Raw genomic sequence first — 19,593 nt, 5'->3', positions numbered from 1 at the left:
CGCAGCGAAGCCCCGGCGGTTACAAGTCCGCAGCAGCGAGGATTCGATACATCCGGTCCAGCCCCAGCGCCGAGTTGGCAGCCGCATCGTCCGCCACATGGGGGTCCGGGTCGGAGAGCAGTTGCTCCAGCAGCGCGTCCGGGATGTTGGGATGGCGGGCGACCCCGCCGCGCAGGAACGGCTCGGCGGCAGCGGCGAGTTGCTGAAGGTCCTGCACAGGCAGTGCAGGGTCTTGCAGGGCGACGCAGCGCACATTCGGGTTCGGTTCGTCGACGAACGTGCGCAGTGTGTGACGGGGGAAGTTGGGGTGGTCGACGAGTAGCGGTCGGATGTGGAATACGTCCCCGTGTGCGCGTACCAGCTCTTCCAGGACTTCCGGTGGCGTGTCCGGTCGGCGCGCGGCCGTACGGCGGACGCCGAGGTCCGGGTCGCTGTCCAGCCGACTCCATGCCTCTTCGGGGAGGTCGTGGCAGGAGGCCAGTACGCGCCGGAATGGTGTGTGCGGGCAGTCCAGGTAGGTCAGCCGTTCGTCGAGGGGCGCTTCGCGCAGCCAGGACGGTTCGGCGAAGTTCCACCACAGGGCGATCTCGGCATCGGTGTTTCCGTCGGCGCGTTCCGCCTCCACGCGTGCGTACAGGCGGTCCCGGGTTTCGGCGTCCACGTGGCGGCTCTGCGCGGCCGCGACCCGTACGAGCGGGTCGTCGATGTCCAGTAGGCGAGCGACCGTCTCCGCCGGCAGATGAGGGTTTCCGGCGACAGCCTGAACGACCTCTTCGTCCTCGCTCCGCATGAGCCGCGCGAACTGCTCCGATGTGAGGGGGACGTAGCGCGCCACGTTGACGCGCACGGCGGGGTCGGCGAGGCAGCGCTCCCTCCACTCGGGCGGGACACCCGGTAGCCCGTGCTCGGTGGCGGCTGCGCGGACCTGTGGTTCCGGGTCGGCGAGCAGGTCCGCCTGTACGGCGAGAGGCCGGTCGTGCCAGGCTCGTGCGACCGCGGCGCGCAGGCTCGGACTCGGTGCGCGGACGAGTGCCGTCCGGGGCAGGCCGTAGGCCTCCTCCAGGTCGTCGACGCCCATCGGCACCTTGCGGTCCACCATGTCGCGGACGAAGTCGGCGTACGCGTCACGGATCGCCGGGTCGGGATGTTCCGCGATCCTTCGGCGCATTTCCGGGGAGATCCGGTCACCGTGAAGGCCCACGGCCGTGTCGCCGTCTCCGTGCGTCAGCAGGGCCTCGACCACGGCGTCCGCCAGCCGCCCCTGACGCAGCGCCATCCCGTGCCGGCCGGCCTTGTGTGCGGCCAGGCGGACCAGGACGTCCTGAGGGGCTGCCGGGTTCCGTCCCAGTCCGGACAGCTGGGGGTGAGCGAGGCTCGTCATGCGCTCAACCTAGTCCGGTGGCCGAGTGCTTCCAGCGGTCCTGGCGTCGGATTGCCAACCCGCGCCCGGTGTGAAACTTTGAGCCGGAGCCCCGAACTGGGAGCTTCCGGACGAGGGGTGCCGTACCCGGTGTGCGACAAGACGGCCCACGGGAGGCTGTCGTGGCATGGCTCGTTCTTTGTGTATCGGGTGCTCTGGAGGCCGTCTGGGCCACCGCCCTGGGGAAGTCGGAGGGCTTCAGCCGACTCGTCCCGTCACTGGTCTTCGTCGTGGCGCTCGCCGCGAGCATGGGCGGGCTGGCGTACGCGACGCGGGATCTGCCCATCGGTACGTCCTACGCGGTGTGGGTGGGGATCGGCGCCGTGCTCACCGTGCTCTACGCGATGCTCACCGGGGGTGAGTCGGTGAGTGCGCCGAAGTTGGTGTTCCTGGCTCTGATCGTCGGAAGCGTGATCGGGCTCAAGCTCACCCGGTGAACGCCGGGCGTGATCCCCGTCGACGGCGTCGGTAGGGTGCTCCGTCGTGGACATGGGGGCAGAAAGTCCGATGGTGGCCGTCCCGGCGGGGCGGGTGACTCTGTCGGACCGGCGGACGCGGCGCAGTTGGGCGGTGGAGGTCGCGCCGTTTCGGATGTCGGCGTTCCCGGTCACGCAGGCGTGGTACGCGCAGGTCACCGGTCGGCGGCCGAGCAGCGCCCGGGGTGACCGGCTGCCCGTCGAGGGCGTTTCGTGGTGGGACGCGGTCCGGTTCTGCAACGCGCTGTCCCGGAGTGAAGGGCTGACATCTGCCTATCGCCTCCCCGTAGACGCCGATGCCCATGCCGATGCCCCCGAATGGGACACCTCCGCCGACGGTTACCGGCTGCCGACCGAGGCCGAGTGGGAGCACGCCTGCCGCGCGGACACCACCGGCCCGCGGTACGGCCCGCTCGACGAAGTCGCCTGGTACCAGGGCAACTCGGGCGGCCAGCTCCGCCCCGTCGGCGGCAAGCGGCCCAACGGTTGGGGCCTGTACGACATGTTGGGCAACGTCTGGGACTGGTGCTGGGACGTCTACGACGCCGAGGTGTACGGCACCTATCGGGTGCTCCGTGGCGGTGGATGGGCCGACGAGCACTGGAGTTGCCGGGCATCGGTGCGGCGGCGCAGTCATCCGACGTTCCGGATCGACGACGTGGGATTCCGCGTCGTACGCTCCACGCCGTCGCCGTCGCCGTCGCCGTCGCCGTCGCCGCCCCGGCCGTAACAGCCCTGTTCGTCAGACGGACTTGATCGACGTCACCTCATAACCGACCGTCGGGTGCGGCGCCAGGCCCCGGCACGTCAGCCGGTACGGCGCCGTGTGGCGGGCGCGCAGCGTGAGGTCGAAGGCCGTGGGGCGGGGCGCGTGGAGTTCGACGCGGATGCGCCAGTCGTCGCCGTCGCGGGTGGTGTCGGTGACGGTGTAGGCGTGCCGGGCGGCCGGGCCGAAGCGGGCGAGCAGGGCCGCGACGGCGACCTGTTGTGGGGGAGTGAGGTCGGTGTAGCCGCGCAGGTGGTCCGCCTGGACGCGGCCCGCCAGGTGTTCCCCGACCACCTCGACGGCCGACGCGGCGTCGAGGCGGCCGTAGTACACGCCGTCGGGCAGGAGGACGACGTTGGCGGCGAACCGGTCGCCGCCGACGTGGGTGGATTCCCACACCAGGTTCGGCCAGCGCTCGCTGAGCGCGCGGGCCACGGGACGGCCGCGTACGGCGCAGCAGATGTCGTGCTGGCCGTGGACGCAGACCAGGACGACGGGCGGGTGGTCGAGTTGGCCGGGGTTCTGGAGGGCGTCGGCCGTCTCGGCCAGGTCCTCGTCGCGGGTCCAGGTGCCCCAGCGCTGGCGGTACGCGCCGGTGCGCTCGTAGTGCAGTACGGCCCACCGGCCGGGGCCGTCGGGTCTGGGGCGGGCGAGGCGTCTGACCAGCAGGATCCGGGCGCGGACGGCGTGGGCGGCGGACCAGACGAGGGCCTTGACCTCGGGGGCGAGGCCGAGGCCGTCGAAGCCGTTGGACGGCCAGCCGCCGCGGTACTCGATGAGCACCCAGACGGCACCGCGCGGCGCGGTGCCCGCGAGCGAGTCGCCGCGTATCCGGGCGGCGTCCGCGCAGAAGAAGCGGTCTGTGCCGGTCACCGGAGTGGCTACTGTCCGGCGGGTACCAGTACGCCCGCCCGCAGCAGCCGCCCGGCGAGCGCGAGGCCGAGTTCACCGGCCGTACGGACCTCACCGTCGAGCAGGCCGGTCACGGCGGGCAGGTCGGTCTCCGGGAAGTCGAGCCAGCCGACCCGTGTCATCAGGCGTTCCCCCTCCAGCCGGGTTTCCAGCGCCTCGCGCAGCCGCAGCGGGGAGTCGGGAGTGAGGCTCTCGACGGCCGCGAGCTGGGACAGCGGGCCCAGGGGTGCCGGACGCCCCTGGCTTCGTCTGCTCCGGTGGAGCAGCGGCGCGGAGTCCGTTCCGGCGACGGCGGCGGTGAGGCGTTCGCGGACCGCGTCGATCGCCTCCGCCGTCCCGTCCAGGCCCAGCGGCAGCGAGGCGCGCATCTCCGGGTCCTCGCGCAATGCCGTCAGCGCGGCCTCGGCGAGCTGCTCGGCCAGCGCGTGGCGCGTCCACACGTGGACGCCCAGCGTGAGGTGGACCGAGACCTCGCCCTTCGCCCGGGCGGCGTGCAGCCAGCCGCGCGGGAGGTAGAGCACGTCTCCGGGTTCGAGCACGGTGTCGATGTACGCGGGCCCCTTCGCGGCCTCGGCCACGGCGGCCCGGTGATCGGTCCACGGCTGCTCGCGCAGCGGGTCCGGGTGGACGGGCTCGTGGACGAGCCAGCGCTTGCTGCCCTGGATCTGGACGACGAAGACGTCATGGACGTCGTAGTGATGGTCGAAGCCCTGGTTCTGTGGGGGAGTGACGTAGGCGTTGGCCTGCACCGGGTGTCCCAGTTCCGTGCTCAGCGCGGCGCAGAGGTCGCCGACGGGCGCCCATGTGCGGTGCAGCGCCTGGAGGACGAGCGTGGCGCCATCCGCGAACAGCCGCCACAGCGCCGTGTCGTCGAGCTGGTCGGAGATGGTGGCACCGACTCCGCCGGGCGACGTGAAGGACGACTCGGGTACCACGGCGCCGTCCTTGGCGACGCGCAGGAACGGGGTGCGCAGCCCCCGGCGCGAGACCAGTTCGTCCACGGCACCGGCGTCGAACACGTCCGAGAAGTCGCTCGCGCCCCGGGTGAGCAGCGCGGTCCGCGACCAGACGTTCCGCGCGAAGTCCTCGAAGCCGAGGCCGGTCAGCCGGCGCTCCAGAATCCCGGCGCCCGTGGGGGTGCCGGGATTCCGGGAGCCGGGCCGGAAGTCGGTCAAGAGCCGGCGCCGCTGTCCGCGCCGCCGTCCGCGCTGCCGTCCGCGCTGCCGTCCGCGCCGCTGTCCGCGCTGCCGTCGGCGCCTCCGTCGTGGTGGCCGGGCTCGCCCGCCGCGCCGCCGTCGCCTGGACCCTCTGCCCCGCCATCGGCACCGCCGTCATGGACACCCGGTACCCCGGCCGCGCCACCGTCCGCCGGTCCCTCGGCGCCGCTGTCCGCGCTGCCGTCGGCGCCTCCGTCGTGGTGGCCGGGCTCGCCCGCGGCACCGCCGTCGCCGGGACCTTCGGCGCTGCCGTCCGCGCCTCCGTCGTGCACGCCCGGCTCGCCCGCCGCGCCGCCGTCCGCCGGTCCTTCGTGCTCGTTCGGATCCTTGGACATGGCCACAGTTCCTCCTCGGCATCGACATCGCGTGCCCTGTCGCCCGCCGGCGAGGCCGCTCATGGCTCTCCGGCGATGCGACGACCGCACTCCGACCACGGTCACCCAGAAACGGGCGGCCTGCATCCGGTGGCCTCCGGGCCCCGGCCGCTCCGGCGAGAGAGCAGCGCGCCGTCGGCGGGAAGGCATCTGCCGGACACCGGCAGGTACGTCGGTCGCAGCTGCGTCACCCGTAGACCAGCAGGTAGTCGCAGGTGCTCGTGCCGTCGTGGATCGACGTGTCGCTGTTGAGGACGTAGAAGGTGCCCGCGAAGCCGGTGGACGTGATCTTCGGGACCACGATCAGGGTCTGGTCCGCCATGTTCAGCGAGTTCGGCCGGACCACGTTCTGGTAGAGGAGTGTGAAGAGGTTGTCGCGGAGGTTGGGGAGCCGGAGGATGCGGTACACGCGGTCGCCGCTGCCCGCCGGTCCCGAGACGGGTGCCTGGTTGGCCGTGTCGGCCCAGGCCGAGGGCTGGGTGGCCATGCGGCCGTCCGCCTCGAGCTGCTGCAGCCGCCGCTGGGTGCTCTCCCGGACGGCGGCCATGTGAATGTGCAGCTGCTGGAGGCGGCGGGCGCCCTGTGAATTGATTCCCAACCCGATGTACGGGGCCTGTACGGGGACGTTTCCTCCGCTCCGCGCGTTCTCCCATGCCTCGTGCCAGTAGTTCGGCGCCGCGTCGGTGTGGATAAACGGGCATTCGATACCGGTGATCCGGCAGGTGGGCAGCGTGAGATAGTTGTGCGTGTTCCTGGGCGCGCCGTGCAGAATGATGTAATGCGGGGTCATCACCAGGCAGTCGGGCGTGAGCTGCGGCGGCGGAGGAACGATCCCCTGCGTGCAGTACTGGACGTCGTGCCACAGCGGGTCGTCGTCGGTGGGGCTGCCGCAGAGGGACTGGAGCGAGGTAGGCGGGCAGGTCACGCCCCCTCCGGGAGGGGCGGTGGAGCACGAGGGGTGGGGCGAGGGGCCACCGCCCGACGCCGGGCCCGCCGCCGCGGACGTGCTCACGGTGGCCGCCGCGCCCGTCAGGAGCGCGGTGGCACCGACGGCGCCCGAGAGTGCGACGAATTGACGCCGGGGGAATTCGTTCGCATTCTTCTGGTCGTTCACGCGTGAACTCCTGGAGTGAGAGAGGGGATTTCCGCCCCGTTGGGGATTTCCGTCCCATTTTCCGTTTCTCGCCGATCCGCTCACAGGGTAGGGACGGAGGAAGGGATTTCCCGTCGACTGAACGGGTTGGTTTCACGTGTTCCGCCATTGAGAGGTATTCCATTTGTGGTATTCGGCGGCTCGTGCGGGCGGGGATCGCGGGTCGCCGGTCGCCGGTCGTCGGTCGTCGGTAAAGTGCCGTCCGATGCCGAAAAATCGCCAGCCCGTGGAGCCCGTGGAGCCCGTGGAGTTCCCGGAGTCCTCGGAGCCGGTGCGGGTGCCCCCTCAAGGGGCCGGATGGCTGCCGCACGGCTTCCACCTCGGCCCGCACGCGCACGACCACGGCCAGCTCGTCTACGCCGCCGCCGGTGCGCTGGCCACCACGACCGAGCGCGGTACGTGGGTCGCCCCGGCCCACCGCGTGACCTGGACACCGCCGGGCTTCGCCCACTCCCACCGCTTCTACGGCCGCACCGACGTACGCCTGCTCACCGTCCCGCTCGAACTGTGCGGCGAACTCACCGGTCAACCTTGCGTGTTCGCGGTGAGCCCGCTCCTGCGCGAGGCGGTCCTCGCGCTGACCGGCGACCGGCCCGAGAGTCGCCCCGGCGCCCACGCGCGTCTGCTCGGCGTCGTCGTGGACGAGCTGTCCGACACCCCCGAACAGTCCCTGCACCTGCCCGAACCCCGGGACGACCGGCTCCGCGTCGTCACCGACCTGCTGCACGCCGACCCCGCCCGGGCCGTCACCCTCGCCGACTTGGGCCGGAGGGCGGGGGCCAGTGAGCGGACCCTGAGTCGCCTGTTCCGCGCCGAGCTGGGGATGAGCTTCCACCGCTGGCGTACGACCCTGCGCATCCACCACGCCCTGGCCCACCTCACGAACGGCCTGTCGGTCACCGACACGGCGATGGTGTGCGGGTGGTCCAACCCGTCCAGCTTCATCGACGCGTTCACGGAGGTGGTGGGGCAGACGCCGGGGCGGTACCAGGCGGATCTGCGAGGCGGGGCGAAGTAGCTCCCACCCCCTCAGGAGAGTTGGCGGCTTTTCGGCATTCGCTGTCCCGTCACCGGTGGTTCGGGGCCTCCACCGGGCTCCAGAGTGGTGGTGGGTCGCCCGGCAACACCCCCGGGCGGCACGGTCGTTCACGCCCCGGCGTGCCCGGCCCATCGCTCTGAGCACGGAGGCTCGTACACCCATGACCGCAACACGCGAACACACCACCGTCGCCATCGTCGGAGCCGGCGTCGCCGGGCTGGCGCTCGGCAACTTCCTGCTGCGCAACGGCGTCGGCTGCGTCGTACTGGAGAAGCACAGCCGCGCCTACGTCGAGCAGCGCCAACGGGCCGGGACCATCGACGGTTTCGGGGTGCGCATGTTCCGCGAGTGGGGGCTCGAAGAGGTGCTGGAGGGCGACTCCGTCCCGGAGAGCGAGGGCGCCTTCTTCATCGACGGGGAGGCGATGCCGATCGAGGTGGACGACGACAACGAGAGCCTGTACTGCCCGCAGCAGGTCCTCGTGCGCAACCTCACCGACGTCTTCCTGCGCGACGGCGGGGAGCTGCGGTACGAGGCGGCGGACGTGGCGCTGGAGAACCTGGAGGGCGTCAACGGCGAGCGGCCGTACGTCCGTTACCGGGACGCCGACGGTGCGACGAGGGTCCTCGACTGCGACTACATCGCCGGTTGCGACGGCTTCCACGGCGTCAGCCGCCGCTCCGTCCCCGCCGACGCCCTGACCGAGTACTCCCACGAGTACGGATACTCCTGGCTCAGCGTCCTCGCGGCCGTCCCGGCGAACCCGTCCGGCATGGCGATCCACGCGCGCGGCCTCGCCGGGATGATCCCGCGCGGGGAGCGGGCCAGCCGTATCTACCTGCAGTGCGGCGTCGACGACACCGTCGAGCAGTGGCCGGACGATCGCGTCCGGAGCGAGCTGGAGGCCCGGTTCGGCATCCCGGTCCCGACCGGCGAGATCGTCACCAGGCAGATCGTCCCGCTGCGCAGTGTGGTCGTCGAGCCGATGAGCCACGGCAGGCTGTACCTCCTCGGCGACGCGGCCCACATCGTCCCCCCGATGAGCGCCAAGGGCATCCACCTCGCCCTCCACGACGCCGAGGTCTTCGCCCGCGCCGTCATCCACCACGCCGAGCACGGCGACACGAGCCTGCTCGACAGCTACTCGGACACCTGCCTGCCCCACATCTGGAACTACCAGGCCTTCGCGACCTGGATCACCGACGTCATGCACAACGCCGGTGACACCACCCACGAAGGGGAGTTCCGCAAGCGGGTCGCCCGGGCCGAACTCCGGCGCCAGTTCACGTCCGAGGCGGCGGGCAGGCTGTTCGGGGAACTCACGGCGGGGACCAACTAGGCGGTTCGGCGGCGGTCCAGCCTTGAGCGGCGTGCGCGTTCTCAGCGGTCGATGGGCGCCACGCCGTCGAGCCCCGTCTCGCGCAGGACGCGCGTCACCGTGTCGTTCAGGGTGCTGTCGGCGGGGACGACGGTCTCGATGCCGCTGGGGAGCAGGTCGCGCTCGCGGTACCAGTCGCGCAGGTGGGCGTGGGTGACCGCGGCCTGGAGTGCCGGGTCGGGTTTCGTGGCGTGGCGGAGCAGGGTCTCCTGGAGGGGGACGTCGAGGTAGTAGCAGCGGGAGACGCCTCGGTGGTCGCGTACGAGGTCCTCCAGCATCGTGGCGTAGCGGTCGGCGTACAGGATGCCCTCGACGACCGTGTGGAACCCGGCGTCCAGGGCGTAGCGGGCCGTCATGCCGATCAGGCCGATGTTGGCCCCGCCGGGGCGGTCGCGCTCGCGCAGGACGACGCGGCGCAGGTTGTCCTGGCCGACCAGGGCCAGGTTGCGGCCGAACCGTTCGCGCAGTCCGGCCGCGACCGAGGACTTGCCCGAGGCGCTGTTCCCCCGCAGGACGATCAGCCGTGTCTCTTCGGTTCCCACCATCACGCGGGCACGATATCGGCGGCATCGGCCCGGTGTCCGCCCACTGGCGGGCTCCCCTCCGCCTCACTACCGTCGACGTGTGACCGCGCCATCACGCACCCACCAGGCCGCGCCGGGCCCCGGCCGGGCACGGCTCCTCACCGGGTTCCTCATCGCGGTCGTCGTCTTCGTCGTCGTGCTGCTCTGGGCGAAGTGGCTGCCGTACACCGCGAAGGTCGTCGGCCTCAAGGAGAGCCACACGTGGTCGGGTTCGAGCATTCTCGGCGTCGGCGGCGTCCAGCCGGGGGAGGCGCCGAGTTGGCACGCGGCGACCTCGTTCCTGGTGGCCTACCTCGTCGCGGTCTGGAAGGCGCTCGTCGCCGCCCTGCTGATCAGCGCGGCGCTCCAGGCGCTGATCCCACGGGACTGGCTGGTCCGCGCGCTCGACCGGGGCGGGCGGTGGTCCGGCGCCGTCGCGGGCGGGCTGCTGAGCACGCCGTCGATGATGTGCACCTGCTGTACGGCCCCGGTGGCGGTCGGTCTGCGGCGCAGCGGCGCCTCGACCGCCGCGACGGTGGCGTACTGGCTGGGCAACCCGCTCCTCAACCCCGCGGTCGTGGTGTTCCTGCTGCTCGTCGCGCCCTGGCAGTGGACAGTGGTGCGGGTGGTGGTCGGCGTGGTCACGGTCGTCGCCGGGGCGGTGCTGGTGAGTCACCTCGCGGATCGCCGTCGTACGGCGGCGGTGGGCGCGCCCGGGGTCTCCGGGCCGGGGCAGCCGGTCGGGGTTCCCGTGGCGTCCGGGCAGACTCAGCCGGTCGGCGTTCCCGTGGCCTCCGCGCCGGGCGAACCCGCCGCGCCCAAGGACGTGGCCCTGCGGTTCCTCCGGACACTGGCCCGGATGACGCTCGTCCTCGTCCCCGAATACCTGCTGGTGGTCCTGCTGATCGGCGCCTTCCGGGGCTGGATGCTGCCGCTCACGCAGGACGCCGTCGGCCACGGCATGCCGACGGTGGTGGCCGCCACGGTGATCGCCGCGATCCTGGGCACGCTCTTCGTCATCCCCACCGCCGGCGAGATCCCGATCATCCAGGGCCTGGCGGTCCTCGGCCTCCCGGCGGGCGTCCTCGGCGCCCTTCTGATCACCCTGCCCGCCGTCAGCCTGCCGAGCATGGTCATGGTCGGCCGGGCGTTCGGTTGGCGGCTGACGACGGCCACGACTGGTCTGGTGGTGCTGGCGGGGCTGCTGGGCGGGGTGCTGCTGGCGGTTCTGTGAGGGCGGGGCGCGGTCCGTCGGAGGGTGGATCGGAGCGTGCCCCGGACGACAAAGGCGGGACCAACGCTCCGGCCATGCGGGCGTCGCTCTCCTCGATTACGGTGTATGCATCGTTCACATCCTGTGACGCGACACCAAGCGATGTGCGCGGTATCCCCCTCACGGAGGTCCCCATGCCCCAGGCAAGTGGCTCGTACCATCACGGCGATCTGCGCGCCGCCTGTCTGCGCGCCGCGCGGGAGTTGCTGGAGGAGGACGGGAGCGCCGGGCTGTCGCTGCGGGCGGTGGCGCGGCGGGCCGGGGTGTCCGCGACCGCGCCGTACCGCCACTACGCGGACCGCGAGGCGCTCCTCGCCGCGGTCGGGGCCGAGGGGTACCGGGAGCTGGGCGTCCACCTCGCCGAGGCACACCCCGCACCCACCGGCGCCGACGACCTCGCCGAGATCGCCGTCGCGTACGTACGGTTCGCCCTCGACCACCCCGCGCTGTTCCGCGTGATGTTCGCGGAGCCCTGCGACCCGGCGAGCGAGGAGCGGCTCGAGGCGACCATCGCCATCTCGCAGTACGTCCGCGGCATCGTCCACAACGTCTTTCCCGACGCTGATCAGGATGCCTTGTCGACGGCCGTGTGGGCCCTCGTCCACGGGCTCGCCTTCCTCCACCTCGACGGCAAGCTGGACGCGTCCGCGCCCGAGGCGGTGGCCGGGCAGGTACGGGCGGCCGTCCATGCCGTGCTCACCGCCACGCCGGAGAGGGCCGAGGCGTAGCACGCCCGCGTCAGGGCGTCGGCCGGCTCGCACCGTCGGCCAGGCGCTCCGCCCGCAGCGCGGAGCGCCGCAGCTTGCCCGCCGCGCTGCGCAGGGGAGTCGTCACCAGCTCGATGGACCTGGGGCGTTTGTGGGGTGACAGGCGGGTAGCCAGGAAGGCGTCGATCTCCTCGGCCGTGGTCGGCCGGCCCTCCTCGATCTGGACGATGGCGTGGACGCGGTTGCCGCGGTCCGGGTCCGGCAGGCCGATGACCGCGCCGGACAGGACGTGCGGGTGCTCGGTGAGGGCGGCCTCGATCTCGGCGGGGTAGACGTTGACCCCGCCGACCAGGAGCATGTCCGAGCGGCGGTCGTGGAGGTGGAGGTAACCGTCCGCGTCGAACTCGCCGATGTCCCCGAGGGTCGACCAGCCGTCGTCCTCCGCGGTCTCGGCGCCGATGTAGCGGAACGCGGGCGGCTTGCCCTCCGAGACGCGCATGAAGATCTCGCCGGGCACTCCGGGCTCGGTGACCGGCGTGCCGTCGAGGGCCACGATCTTGATCTCGCCCCAGGTGGGACGGCCCACCGAACCCCGGTGCGCCAGCCACTCGGTGCCGGAGATCGTGCAGCCGGCCTGGGCCTCGGTCCCGGCGTACAGTTCCCAGATCCGCTCCGGTCCGAGCCAGTCGATCCACGCCTGCTTGGTGGCGGGTGGGCAGGGCTCCGCGCAGTGCCACACCGAGACCAGCGAGGACAGGTCGTAGCGCTCGCGGGTCTTCTCGGGCAGGGCAAGGATGCGTCGCATCATGGTCGGCACCAGGTACACCCAGGTGACCGCGTGCCGTTCGATCTCGGCAAGGACCCGCTCGGCGTCGAATCGCTCCAGGAGGGTGACCGTCCCGCCGTTGAACAGCGTCGTCATGGCCGTGGAGAAGGGCGCGTTGTGGTGCACCGGCGCGGTGACGAGCGACTGCTCGCCGGGCCTGAGGCCCCACGCCTCCATGTCGAAGGGGTTGAACGCTCCCGCGGCCCCGGACAGGATGATCTTCGGCCTGCCGGTCGATCCGCCCGAGGTCGGTGCCTTCCACGAGGGGCCGACCTCCGTCGCGAGGTCTTCCTTGAACTCGAACTCGCCCGCGCGTCGCCGGAGTTCGGCGACCGTCGTCGCCCTGAACCGGCCGTCCCCCACCGGCGCACCCTCTTCGAGGCCGACGACCACCGCCGGGTCGGACAGCGCGAGGATCGCCTCCTCCTCGGGCGGCGCGAGCCGCGTCGACAACGGCTGCGGTACGGCGCCGAGTTTGAGGCAGGCGAAGGCCGCGACCACGACGTCCACGCCGTTCGGCAGCATGAGCGGGACGATGCGTCCGCGCTCTACGCCCAACAGGCTCAGCCCGCGCGCGACTTCGCCGCTCGCCCGGTACAACTCCGCCCAGGTCAGCTGCTCGTCGCCGGAGCGGACCGCGACGGTGTCGGGATGCTCGGCCGCATGCGCCCGGGGGATGTCACCGAGCGGGAACCCCGGTTCGGGGGTGAACATGATCAACTCTCCTCTGTGTGGCAAAAGTTCGGGGAGTGCGGAATGCCGGGCGCGCCCAACCGCTCAGGCATACAGCTGAGTTCCGGGCAGCATCTCCGGGTCGGCCCGCACCTCCGCCGGGTTGGTCTCGGGCAGGAACCACGCGCTGACGAAGGTGATCAGACCCATGAGCGCGATGTACGCCGCGACCAGCGTGGTCGTGCCGGTCTTGGCGACGATGGTGGTCATCAGGATCGGCGTGCCGCCGCTGACGATGATGGCTGACAGCTGGTAGGCCAAAGAGGCCCCGGAATAGCGGACGTTGGGCGCGAACAGCTCGCCGAGGAAGGCGGCCATCGGACCGTAGGTCAGGCCCTGGAAGAGGAAACCGACCGTGATCGCGACGAACACCAGGGGCGCCGACGCCGTGTCCACCAGCGCGAAGTAGGGGAACGCCCAGGCGGCGACGCCGAGTCCGCCGACGAGGATGAGGTTGCGCCGGCCGAACCGGTCCGACAGGTGGCCCGTGTAGGGGAGCAGGCCCCCCATGAGGGCCGAGCTGAGGAGGGTGACGGTCAGCAGGGAGTTGCGCTCCATGTGCAGCGTCGTCGTGCCGTAGCTGAGCAGGCCGGTGATGCTCACGTAGAAGAGGCTGTTCGTGGCGGACAGGGTGCCGCAACCGAGCAGGATCGTACGCCAGTTGCGGCGCACGGCCTCGGTCAGCGGAGCCCGGACCACGCTCGCCTCCGGCTTCTTGGTCGCCGCCTTCTGCAACTCGCGGAAGTCCGGGGTGTCTTCGACCTTCCGCTGGATGTGCAGCACGACGGGGAACATGACCGCGCTGAGCAGGAACGGGATGCGCCAGCCCCAGTCCAGGAACGTGTCGTTCGATACGACGGTGCCGGTCGTGGTGAAGATCAGGTTCACGATGATGACCGCGACCGGGACGCTCGTCTGGCCGAACGTGCCCGCGAAACCACGGCGTTTGGGGTGGGCCGACTCGGTGAGCAGGAGCGCGATGCCGCCCCACTGGCCGCCCGCCGCCGCGCCCTGGACGAACCGCAGCAGCACCAGCAGGACCGGTGCGAGCACGCCGACGCTCGCGGCGCTCGGCAGACAGCCGATGAGGAACGTCGCGGTCGCCATGCCGATCAGACACGCGACGACCGTGGGCTTGCGGCCGTACTTGTCACCGAAGTGACCGGCGAGGAGCCCGCCGAGCGGCCGGGCCACGAAGCCCGCCCAGAAGGTGCTGAAGGACAGCAGCGTGCCCATGAAGGCGGAGGAGTGCGGGAAGAAGACGTGCGGGAAGACCAGGGCCGCCGCCGTGCCGTACAGGAAGAAGTCGTACCACTCGATCGAGCTGCCGATCAGTCCGGCCGCGAGCAGCTTCCAGCCGGTGCGGCGCTCGGGTGCGGTGGTGGGGTCGGAGCCGTTGCCCTGGATGGGGGCCTGCGCGGAAGAGGCCATGGGAGGCATCCCTCGGTTCTGGGTAGGGCCGCGACCTGCGTCACAGCTCTGTGTCGTGCGGTGAGAGTAGAGCTGAGCAAGCGCTTTGCAGGATGGGACGGGGATACACTCCTGGCGCTCCGACGGTGGAGGAAATCACCACCTCCGCCGCTCGCTTCTCGTGGAGGGCGACCGATGCCGCGACCGATGCCACGCACCGACTCCGACGCGCAGGGCGCTCGCGATCACAGCGAACTGGCCGCCTACCGGCTGCGCCGCGAACGCGAGTTGAGCAGCCTGTACGCCACGGCCCGTTCGCTGGCCGTGCTCGGCGAGGTCGACGTGGTGCTCCCGGCGATCGTCAGGGAGGCGCACGAGCTGATCGGCAGCGACTTCGCCTATCTCTCGCTCCTGGACGCCGACGGAAACCTCATGCTCAGGGCGTCGGCGGGCACCATCGCGCCGGAGTTCTCGTCCGCGCGGATGCCCCCGGGGGCCGGTCTGGGCGGGCGGGTGATCGAGACCAGGGCGCCGTACTGGGTCAGCGACTACCGCGCGGCCGACGGCCTCGACCACAACTCCGCCTTCGACCTCCTCGTCTCCAGCGAGGGACTCGTGGCGCTGCTCGGCGTACCGCTCCTGGTCGGCGACCGGGTGATCGGTGTCCTCTTCGCCGCCGACCGCACCGAGCGCCCCTTCGAGAAGGACGAGGTGGCCCTCCTCAGCGCCTTCGCCGACCACGCCGCCATCGCCCTCCACAACGCGCGGCTCTACGAGGAGAGCCGGGTGGCGCTGCGGCGGCTGCGGGACGCGTACCGCGTCATCGAGGACCAGGTCGCCACGATGGAACTGGCCGCGGCCGTGCACGAGGCGCTGACGCACGTGGTGCTGACGGGCGGCGGCCCCGGCGACATCGCGCAGTCGCTCGTGGACCATCTGGAGGGGGTGGTCACCATCCGGGACCGGGACGACAAGGTCGTCGCGACGCGGTCCCCCGCAGCGGCGACGCCGGGCGTAGACCCGTCACTGGAACGGGAGTTGCTGGAGGAGGCGCGGCGGACCGGCCGGTGCGTCCACGGGCAGAGCGGCGACGGTACGGTCCACAGCGTGGCGGCCATCCAGGCCGGCGGCAGCCACCTCGGCTCCCTGTCCCTGCGGCGGCGGGCCGCCACCGAGTCGGCGGACGTCCGGATGCTGGAGCGCTCCGCGCAGATCACGGGCCTGCTCGTGCTCATGCGCGACGCCCGGGTCGAGGCGGAGGAGCGGGTACGGGGCGAACTGCTCATGGAGTTGCTGTCCCGCCCCCCGCTCCACCCCGTCCACCCGGCCCTGCGCGACCGCGCGCTCGCCCGGGGCGTCGACGTCGACCGCCTGGACGTCCTCGTCGCGGCCGACTGCCCCGGGCGGCCCGCCGCCGACATCGTCCGCGAACTGCACGCCGCCTCACCCGAGTGGTCCGGGCTCGCGGGCGAGTACCTGGGCCGGGCGACGATGCTGCTGCACACGGACGACCCCGAGGCGGTGGCCGAGACCCTCCACCACCGGCTCCGCCGCCGCCTCGGCACCCCGACCCTCGTCGTCGCCGACCGAATCACCGGCCACGACCGCTCCCGCTCCTTCACCCTGGCCCAGCGCTGCCTCGACGTCATGCGCTGCCTCGGCGACACCGACCGCGGCTCCACCACCCGCCACTACGCGATGTACGCCCTCGTCTTCGACCCCCAACGCGCCCACGAACTCCAGGACTTCGTCACCGACACCCTCGGCCCCCTCCTCGCCTACGACCACCGCCGCTCCACCGACCTCGTGACCACCGCCGCCGCCTGGTTCACCCACTCCGGCAACCTCAGCCGCACCGCCCGCGCCCTGCACGTCCACACCAACACACTGCTGAAGCGGCTGGACCGTATCGGGGCGGTGCTGGGGGAGGAGTGGCGCGCTGGGGACGCGGGGCTGCGGGTGCATCTCGCGGTGCGGTTGCATCAGTTGAGGGGCGTGCTGGACGGGCCGGTGACGTGGGGGAACTGATCAGGCGCGACCGACCGGACCACGACCGACCGCACCGCATACGCGCGCGGGCCCTCCCCGAGACGGATCTTCGATCTCGGGGAGGGCCCGGGTACGGGGCTTCAGGGTTGGGTCAGCCCTGGTCGCCGCCGCTCCTGGTTCCGCTGCGGCGTCGGCTCGCCGCGGGGCGGCCGGACTTCGTCGCGGGGGTGGCGCCGGTACGGCCGGCGGGCTTGGCCGCGGGCTTCCCACCGGTGCGGCCGGTGGGCTTGGTCGCGGGCTTCGTGCCCGTCCTGCCGCCGCCGGTCTTGGCACCGCCGGTCTTGGTGCCGGTGCCGGTGCCGGTTCCGGCCTCGCTCGTGGTGCGGCGGGACGGACGGGCGGTGGCCTTGGCCGGGGACTGCGCGCCGGACCTGGTTCCCCGGTTTCCGGCGGCGGCTCCGCCTCCGGCCCGGGACCTGCGGGAGGGGCGCCCGGCCGACTTCGCCGCGGGCTGCTCCGGCTGGGCCGGTTCCAGGACGACGGCCACGCCGGAGGGCTCGCGCGCGCCGGTGATGGTGGTCAGCTCGGGGGCGGTCGAGGTGACGCGAGTGGTGCGGGGGCGGATGCCCGCCGCCGACATGAGCTGGTTGACGTCGCGCTTCTGCTCGGGCAGCACCAGGGTGACCACGCTGCCGGAGCCGCCCGCGCGCGCGGTGCGGCCGCCCCGGTGCAGGTAGTCCTTGTGGTCGGTGGGGGGATCGACGTTGACGACGAGGTCGAGGTCGTCGACGTGGATGCCGCGCGCGGCCACGTTCGTCGCCACCAGCGCGGTGATCCGGCCGTCCTTGAACTGCTCCAGGGCGCGGTTGCGCTGCGGCTGGCTGCGGCCGCCGTGCAGGGCGGCCGCGCGCACGCCGACGGACAGCAGCCGCTTGGCGAGACGGTCGGCCGACCGCTTGGTGTCCAGGAAGAGGATGACCCGGCCGTCACGCGCCGCGATACGGGTTGTGACCGCCTTCTTGTCGGTCTCGTCCTGGAGGTGCAGGACGTGGTGCTCCATGGTGGACACGGCGCCGGCGGACGGGTCCACCGAGTGCACGACCGGGTCGTCCAGGAAGCGCTGCACCAGCCGGTCGATGTTCCGGTCCAGGGTGGCCGAGAAGAGCATGTGCTGACCGCCCGGGCGCACCCGCTGGATCACCTTGGTGATCTGCGGCAGGAAGCCCATGTCGGTCATCTGGTCGGCCTCGTCCAGCACCGTGATCCGTATGTCCTCGAGGACGCAGTCGCCGCGTTCCACGAGGTCGTTCAGCCGACCCGGGCACGCCACGAGCACCTCCACGCCGCGGCGCAGTGTCGCGGCCTGCTTGGTGATGGAGAGGCCGCCGACGACGGTGGCCATGCGCAGGTTGACCGCGGTCGCGTACGGGGTCAGCGCGTCCGTCACCTGCTGGGCCAGCTCACGGGTGGGCACCAGGACCAGCGCGAGGGGAGCCTTGGGCTGCGCCCGCAGTCCGGCCGTACGGGCCAGCACCGCGAGTCCGAACGCGAGCGTCTTGCCGGAACCGGTACGGCCCCGTCCCAGCAGGTCACGGCCGGCCAGTCCGTTGGGCAGCGTGGCGGCCTGGATGGGGAACGGGGTGGTCACGCCCTGTGCGGCCAGGCACTTCAGCAGTGCGGGCGGCAGCTCCATACCGGCGAATTCCTCGACGGCCGGAAGCGCGGGCGTCCTGGTCTCCGGGAGCCGGAATTCCTGGGGCGGAGACACGGGGGAGGAGGGGGCGGAGCGGCGGGTCGGCTTCTGCGGCCTGCGGGACATGCGGTGTGTGTGCCTTCCTGGGAACAGCAAACCGGGGTTCGCACCGCGATGGTGCGAACCCCGGCGAGCGATGACGCGTCCAGCGATTAGGCGGGGACGATGTTCTCCGCCTGCGGGCCCTTCTGGCCCTGCGTGACGTCGAAGGAGACGCGCTGGCCCTCCTGGAGCTCACGGAAGCCCTGCGTCGCGATGTTCGAGTAGTGGGCGAAGACGTCGGGGCCGCCACCGTCCTGCTCGATGAAGCCGAAGCCCTTCTCAGAGTTGAACCACTTCACGGTTCCCTGAGCCATGATTTTCTCCTTCTGGTAGGCAGAGGCCCCATCCGGAGATGACCGGTAAAACAACTAATGCGCCCGAAGGATACATTCCCGTCAGGCGCACATAGGTTCATGGGTACCACAACTGCAACGCCATAAAAGTAGCACACATCCGTCGGCCGCGGTAGCCCACACCCCTCCTGGCCTCGGAAATCTCACTCGAACGGCCTAGAACATCTCAGTCGGTCCCGCGCTCCGCCAGGGGCGTGGCGGACAGGCTCTCCTCCATGTCGTCCAGGGCCCGGCGAGCCGTCGTGATGCGGTCGAGGAGGTCTGCGCGGGCGGAAGTGGCCGCCTCCCGCTCGGGTGTGGCAGGCGGCTCCGGCCCGGCCTGTTCCATCTCGCGGGCCTCCTCCAGCGAGGTCAGGACGACGCCGATCAGTACGTTGACCAGGACGAACGAGGCGAGCAGGACGTACGAGGCGTAGTAGAGGAGGCTCCAGCGGGAGATCTCCAGGCCGGCGTGGACGGCGTCGCCGATGCCGTCCAGGGTCATGAGGAGGAACAGGGTGAGGACGGCGCGGCCGATCGAGCCGTAGTGCTCGGGGTCGGCGCGGGCGAAGAAGACCCAGCCGACCATCGCGTACACGTACAGCAGCAGCGCGCCGACCAGCAGGAAGCTCACCGTGCCGGGCGGGCTGCGGGCGACCGCGACGAGCACGATGCGCAGCTGGGGCAGGAAGCGGGCGGTGCGCAGGACCCGGGCCAGGCGCAGCAGTCGCAGCACGGTGGTGTTCTCGCGGACGACCGGCAGGAACGCGCTCAGGACGACGGCCAGGTCGAAGAGGTTCCACGGGGCGCGGAAGAAGTCGCGGGGGCGGTCGGCGTGGGCGCCCAGGCGGAGCAGGATCTCCACCGTGAACCCGGCCACGCACGCGCGCTCGGCCAGCCGTAACGCGGTGTGCCACTCGGCGGCCACGCCGGGATAGGTCTCCGCGCCGAGCAGCGCCGCGTTGGCCAGGATCAGGCCGACCACGGTGACCGCGAACCAGCGCGCCCCGGTGACGCCGCGACACCATGACGCGAGGGAGATCCGGGCGGGAACCGGCCGGATCGAGGGGGTGATGCCGGTCATCCTGCTCTGTTCCTCCGTGCGGCGCGGTGCTTCTCCGCCCTCCTTCCGGCGGTCCGGAACGGACGGCGGGCTTGTTGAGCGATCATGCTCTACGCAAGACTTCTACAGCAATGTAGACATGAAGGGTGAGCCGGGTGTCCGCCACCC

General features: G+C 71.7%; 18 protein-coding genes and 1 riboswitch. Of the genes, 7 read left to right on the top strand and 11 right to left on the bottom strand.

All coding sequences use genetic code 11. From position 1 onward, the window contains the following. Positions 1–19: 19 nt before the first annotated feature. A complete protein-coding gene (locus AB0E91_RS01050; protein ID WP_361773213.1) occupies positions 20–1,381 on the bottom strand; it encodes a hypothetical protein in 1,362 nt (453 codons plus the stop codon). An 83-nt stretch (positions 1,382–1,464) separates the two neighbouring features. Then, positions 1,465–1,532, top strand: a riboswitch (guanidine-III (ykkC-III) riboswitch). A 10-nt stretch (positions 1,533–1,542) separates the two neighbouring features. Here AB0E91_RS01050 and AB0E91_RS01045 point away from each other — a divergent pair. Together AB0E91_RS01045 and AB0E91_RS01040 are read left to right on the top strand one after the other, a co-directional pair. After that, the gene (locus AB0E91_RS01045) at positions 1,543–1,857 is read left to right on the top strand and encodes a multidrug efflux SMR transporter (RefSeq protein WP_361773210.1); all 315 of its coding nucleotides are present in this window, start codon (positions 1,543–1,545) and stop codon (positions 1,855–1,857) included. A gap of 70 nt (positions 1,858–1,927) precedes the next feature. Continuing rightward, entirely contained in the window at positions 1,928–2,626 is a 699-nt protein-coding gene (locus AB0E91_RS01040; protein WP_361775080.1) for an SUMF1/EgtB/PvdO family nonheme iron enzyme, read from the top strand. 12 nt (positions 2,627–2,638) lie between these two features. Here AB0E91_RS01040 and AB0E91_RS01035 read toward each other — a convergent pair whose 3' ends face one another. From AB0E91_RS01035 to AB0E91_RS01020, 4 genes are all read right to left on the bottom strand, one after another. After that, positions 2,639–3,535, bottom strand: a complete 897-nt coding sequence (locus tag AB0E91_RS01035; RefSeq protein ID WP_361773206.1) for a sucrase ferredoxin — start codon at positions 3,533–3,535, stop codon at positions 2,639–2,641. Positions 3,536–3,543: 8 nt separating this feature from the next. Continuing rightward, on the bottom strand, positions 3,544–4,749 hold the full coding sequence (locus tag AB0E91_RS01030; protein WP_361773203.1) for a cupin domain-containing protein: 1,206 nt from the start codon (positions 4,747–4,749) through the stop codon (positions 3,544–3,546). Continuing rightward, on the bottom strand, positions 4,746–5,126 hold the full coding sequence (locus tag AB0E91_RS01025) for a BatC protein (protein WP_361773199.1): 381 nt from the start codon (positions 5,124–5,126) through the stop codon (positions 4,746–4,748). The genes AB0E91_RS01030 and AB0E91_RS01025 overlap by 4 nt, the downstream gene beginning before the upstream one ends. 226 nt (positions 5,127–5,352) lie before the next feature. Beyond that, entirely contained in the window at positions 5,353–6,090 is a 738-nt protein-coding gene (locus AB0E91_RS01020; RefSeq protein ID WP_361773196.1) for a CDP-diacylglycerol diphosphatase, read from the bottom strand. Positions 6,091–6,523: 433 nt separating this feature from the next. Here AB0E91_RS01020 and AB0E91_RS01015 point away from each other — a divergent pair, with 433 nt between their 5' ends. Both AB0E91_RS01015 and AB0E91_RS01010 read left to right on the top strand, forming a co-directional pair. After that, positions 6,524–7,336, top strand: a complete 813-nt coding sequence (locus AB0E91_RS01015) for a helix-turn-helix transcriptional regulator (protein ID WP_361773192.1) — start codon at positions 6,524–6,526, stop codon at positions 7,334–7,336. Between the two features lie 181 nt (positions 7,337–7,517). After that, on the top strand, positions 7,518–8,696 hold the full coding sequence (locus AB0E91_RS01010; RefSeq protein WP_361773189.1) for a 4-hydroxybenzoate 3-monooxygenase: 1,179 nt from the start codon (positions 7,518–7,520) through the stop codon (positions 8,694–8,696). 41 nt (positions 8,697–8,737) lie between these two features. Here the strand turns inward: AB0E91_RS01010 and AB0E91_RS01005 are convergent, their stop codons facing one another. Beyond that, on the bottom strand, positions 8,738–9,280 hold the full coding sequence (locus AB0E91_RS01005; RefSeq protein WP_361775077.1) for an AAA family ATPase: 543 nt from the start codon (positions 9,278–9,280) through the stop codon (positions 8,738–8,740). A 79-nt stretch (positions 9,281–9,359) separates the two neighbouring features. Between AB0E91_RS01005 and AB0E91_RS01000 the strand changes: the two genes are divergently transcribed. Together AB0E91_RS01000 and AB0E91_RS00995 are read left to right on the top strand one after the other, a co-directional pair. Then, positions 9,360–10,532: a permease gene (locus AB0E91_RS01000; protein WP_361773186.1), complete on the top strand. Its 1,173-nt coding sequence runs from the start codon at positions 9,360–9,362 to the stop codon at positions 10,530–10,532. Positions 10,533–10,705: 173 nt separating this feature from the next. Further along, complete coding sequence (locus AB0E91_RS00995) at positions 10,706–11,299, top strand: TetR/AcrR family transcriptional regulator (protein ID WP_361773183.1); 594 nt, start codon at positions 10,706–10,708, stop codon at positions 11,297–11,299. A gap of 10 nt (positions 11,300–11,309) precedes the next feature. Here the strand turns inward: AB0E91_RS00995 and AB0E91_RS00990 are convergent, their stop codons facing one another. Next, positions 11,310–12,818: an AMP-binding protein gene (locus tag AB0E91_RS00990; protein WP_361773180.1), complete on the bottom strand. Its 1,509-nt coding sequence runs from the start codon at positions 12,816–12,818 to the stop codon at positions 11,310–11,312. Between the two features lie 63 nt (positions 12,819–12,881). Continuing rightward, positions 12,882–14,267 carry an MFS transporter gene (locus tag AB0E91_RS00985; protein ID WP_361773177.1) on the bottom strand — a complete coding sequence of 462 codons (1,386 nt, stop codon included), beginning with the start codon at positions 14,265–14,267 and terminating at the stop codon, positions 12,882–12,884. Positions 14,268–14,453: 186 nt separating this feature from the next. Here AB0E91_RS00985 and AB0E91_RS00980 point away from each other — a divergent pair, with 186 nt between their 5' ends. After that, complete coding sequence (locus AB0E91_RS00980) at positions 14,454–16,274, top strand: GAF domain-containing protein (RefSeq protein ID WP_361773174.1); 1,821 nt, start codon at positions 14,454–14,456, stop codon at positions 16,272–16,274. A gap of 112 nt (positions 16,275–16,386) precedes the next feature. Here AB0E91_RS00980 and AB0E91_RS00975 read toward each other — a convergent pair whose 3' ends face one another. The 3 genes from AB0E91_RS00975 to AB0E91_RS00965 all read right to left on the bottom strand — a co-directional run bounded on the left by AB0E91_RS00975 (position 16,387) and on the right by AB0E91_RS00965 (position 19,446). Next, the gene (locus tag AB0E91_RS00975) at positions 16,387–18,054 is read right to left on the bottom strand and encodes a DEAD/DEAH box helicase (protein WP_361773171.1); all 1,668 of its coding nucleotides are present in this window, start codon (positions 18,052–18,054) and stop codon (positions 16,387–16,389) included. 86 nt (positions 18,055–18,140) lie between these two features. Beyond that, positions 18,141–18,344 carry a cold-shock protein gene (locus tag AB0E91_RS00970; protein WP_007502648.1) on the bottom strand — a complete coding sequence of 68 codons (204 nt, stop codon included), beginning with the start codon at positions 18,342–18,344 and terminating at the stop codon, positions 18,141–18,143. A gap of 205 nt (positions 18,345–18,549) precedes the next feature. Continuing rightward, complete coding sequence (locus AB0E91_RS00965; protein ID WP_361773166.1) at positions 18,550–19,446, bottom strand: ion transporter; 897 nt, start codon at positions 19,444–19,446, stop codon at positions 18,550–18,552. Positions 19,447–19,593: the final 147 nt, after the last annotated feature.

This window comes from Streptomyces sp. NPDC026659 (genome assembly GCF_040638245.1).
Classification (GTDB): Bacteria; Actinomycetota; Actinomycetes; order Streptomycetales; family Streptomycetaceae; genus Streptomyces.
This window is presented reverse-complemented; position numbering and strand designations above follow the sequence as displayed.

Coding starts and splice junctions, on each gene's coding strand:
- AB0E91_RS01010 (WP_361773189.1), top strand. CDS start 7,518: ATGACCGCAACACGCGAACACACCACCGTCGCCATCGTCGGAGCCGGC.
- AB0E91_RS00985 (WP_361773177.1), bottom strand. CDS start 14,267: ATGGCCTCTTCCGCGCAGGCCCCCATCCAGGGCAACGGCTCCGACCCC.
- AB0E91_RS00975 (WP_361773171.1), bottom strand. CDS start 18,054: ATGTCCCGCAGGCCGCAGAAGCCGACCCGCCGCTCCGCCCCCTCCTCC.
- AB0E91_RS00965 (WP_361773166.1), bottom strand. CDS start 19,446: ATGACCGGCATCACCCCCTCGATCCGGCCGGTTCCCGCCCGGATCTCC.
- AB0E91_RS01050 (WP_361773213.1), bottom strand. CDS start 1,381: ATGACGAGCCTCGCTCACCCCCAGCTGTCCGGACTGGGACGGAACCCG.
- AB0E91_RS01015 (WP_361773192.1), top strand. CDS start 6,524: ATGCCGAAAAATCGCCAGCCCGTGGAGCCCGTGGAGCCCGTGGAGTTC.
- AB0E91_RS01005 (WP_361775077.1), bottom strand. CDS start 9,280: ATGGTGGGAACCGAAGAGACACGGCTGATCGTCCTGCGGGGGAACAGC.
- AB0E91_RS01025 (WP_361773199.1), bottom strand. CDS start 5,126: ATGTCCAAGGATCCGAACGAGCACGAAGGACCGGCGGACGGCGGCGCG.
- AB0E91_RS00995 (WP_361773183.1), top strand. CDS start 10,706: ATGCCCCAGGCAAGTGGCTCGTACCATCACGGCGATCTGCGCGCCGCC.
- AB0E91_RS00990 (WP_361773180.1), bottom strand. CDS start 12,818: ATGTTCACCCCCGAACCGGGGTTCCCGCTCGGTGACATCCCCCGGGCG.
- AB0E91_RS00970 (WP_007502648.1), bottom strand. CDS start 18,344: ATGGCTCAGGGAACCGTGAAGTGGTTCAACTCTGAGAAGGGCTTCGGC.
- AB0E91_RS00980 (WP_361773174.1), top strand. CDS start 14,454: ATGCCACGCACCGACTCCGACGCGCAGGGCGCTCGCGATCACAGCGAA.
- AB0E91_RS01040 (WP_361775080.1), top strand. CDS start 1,928: ATGGTGGCCGTCCCGGCGGGGCGGGTGACTCTGTCGGACCGGCGGACG.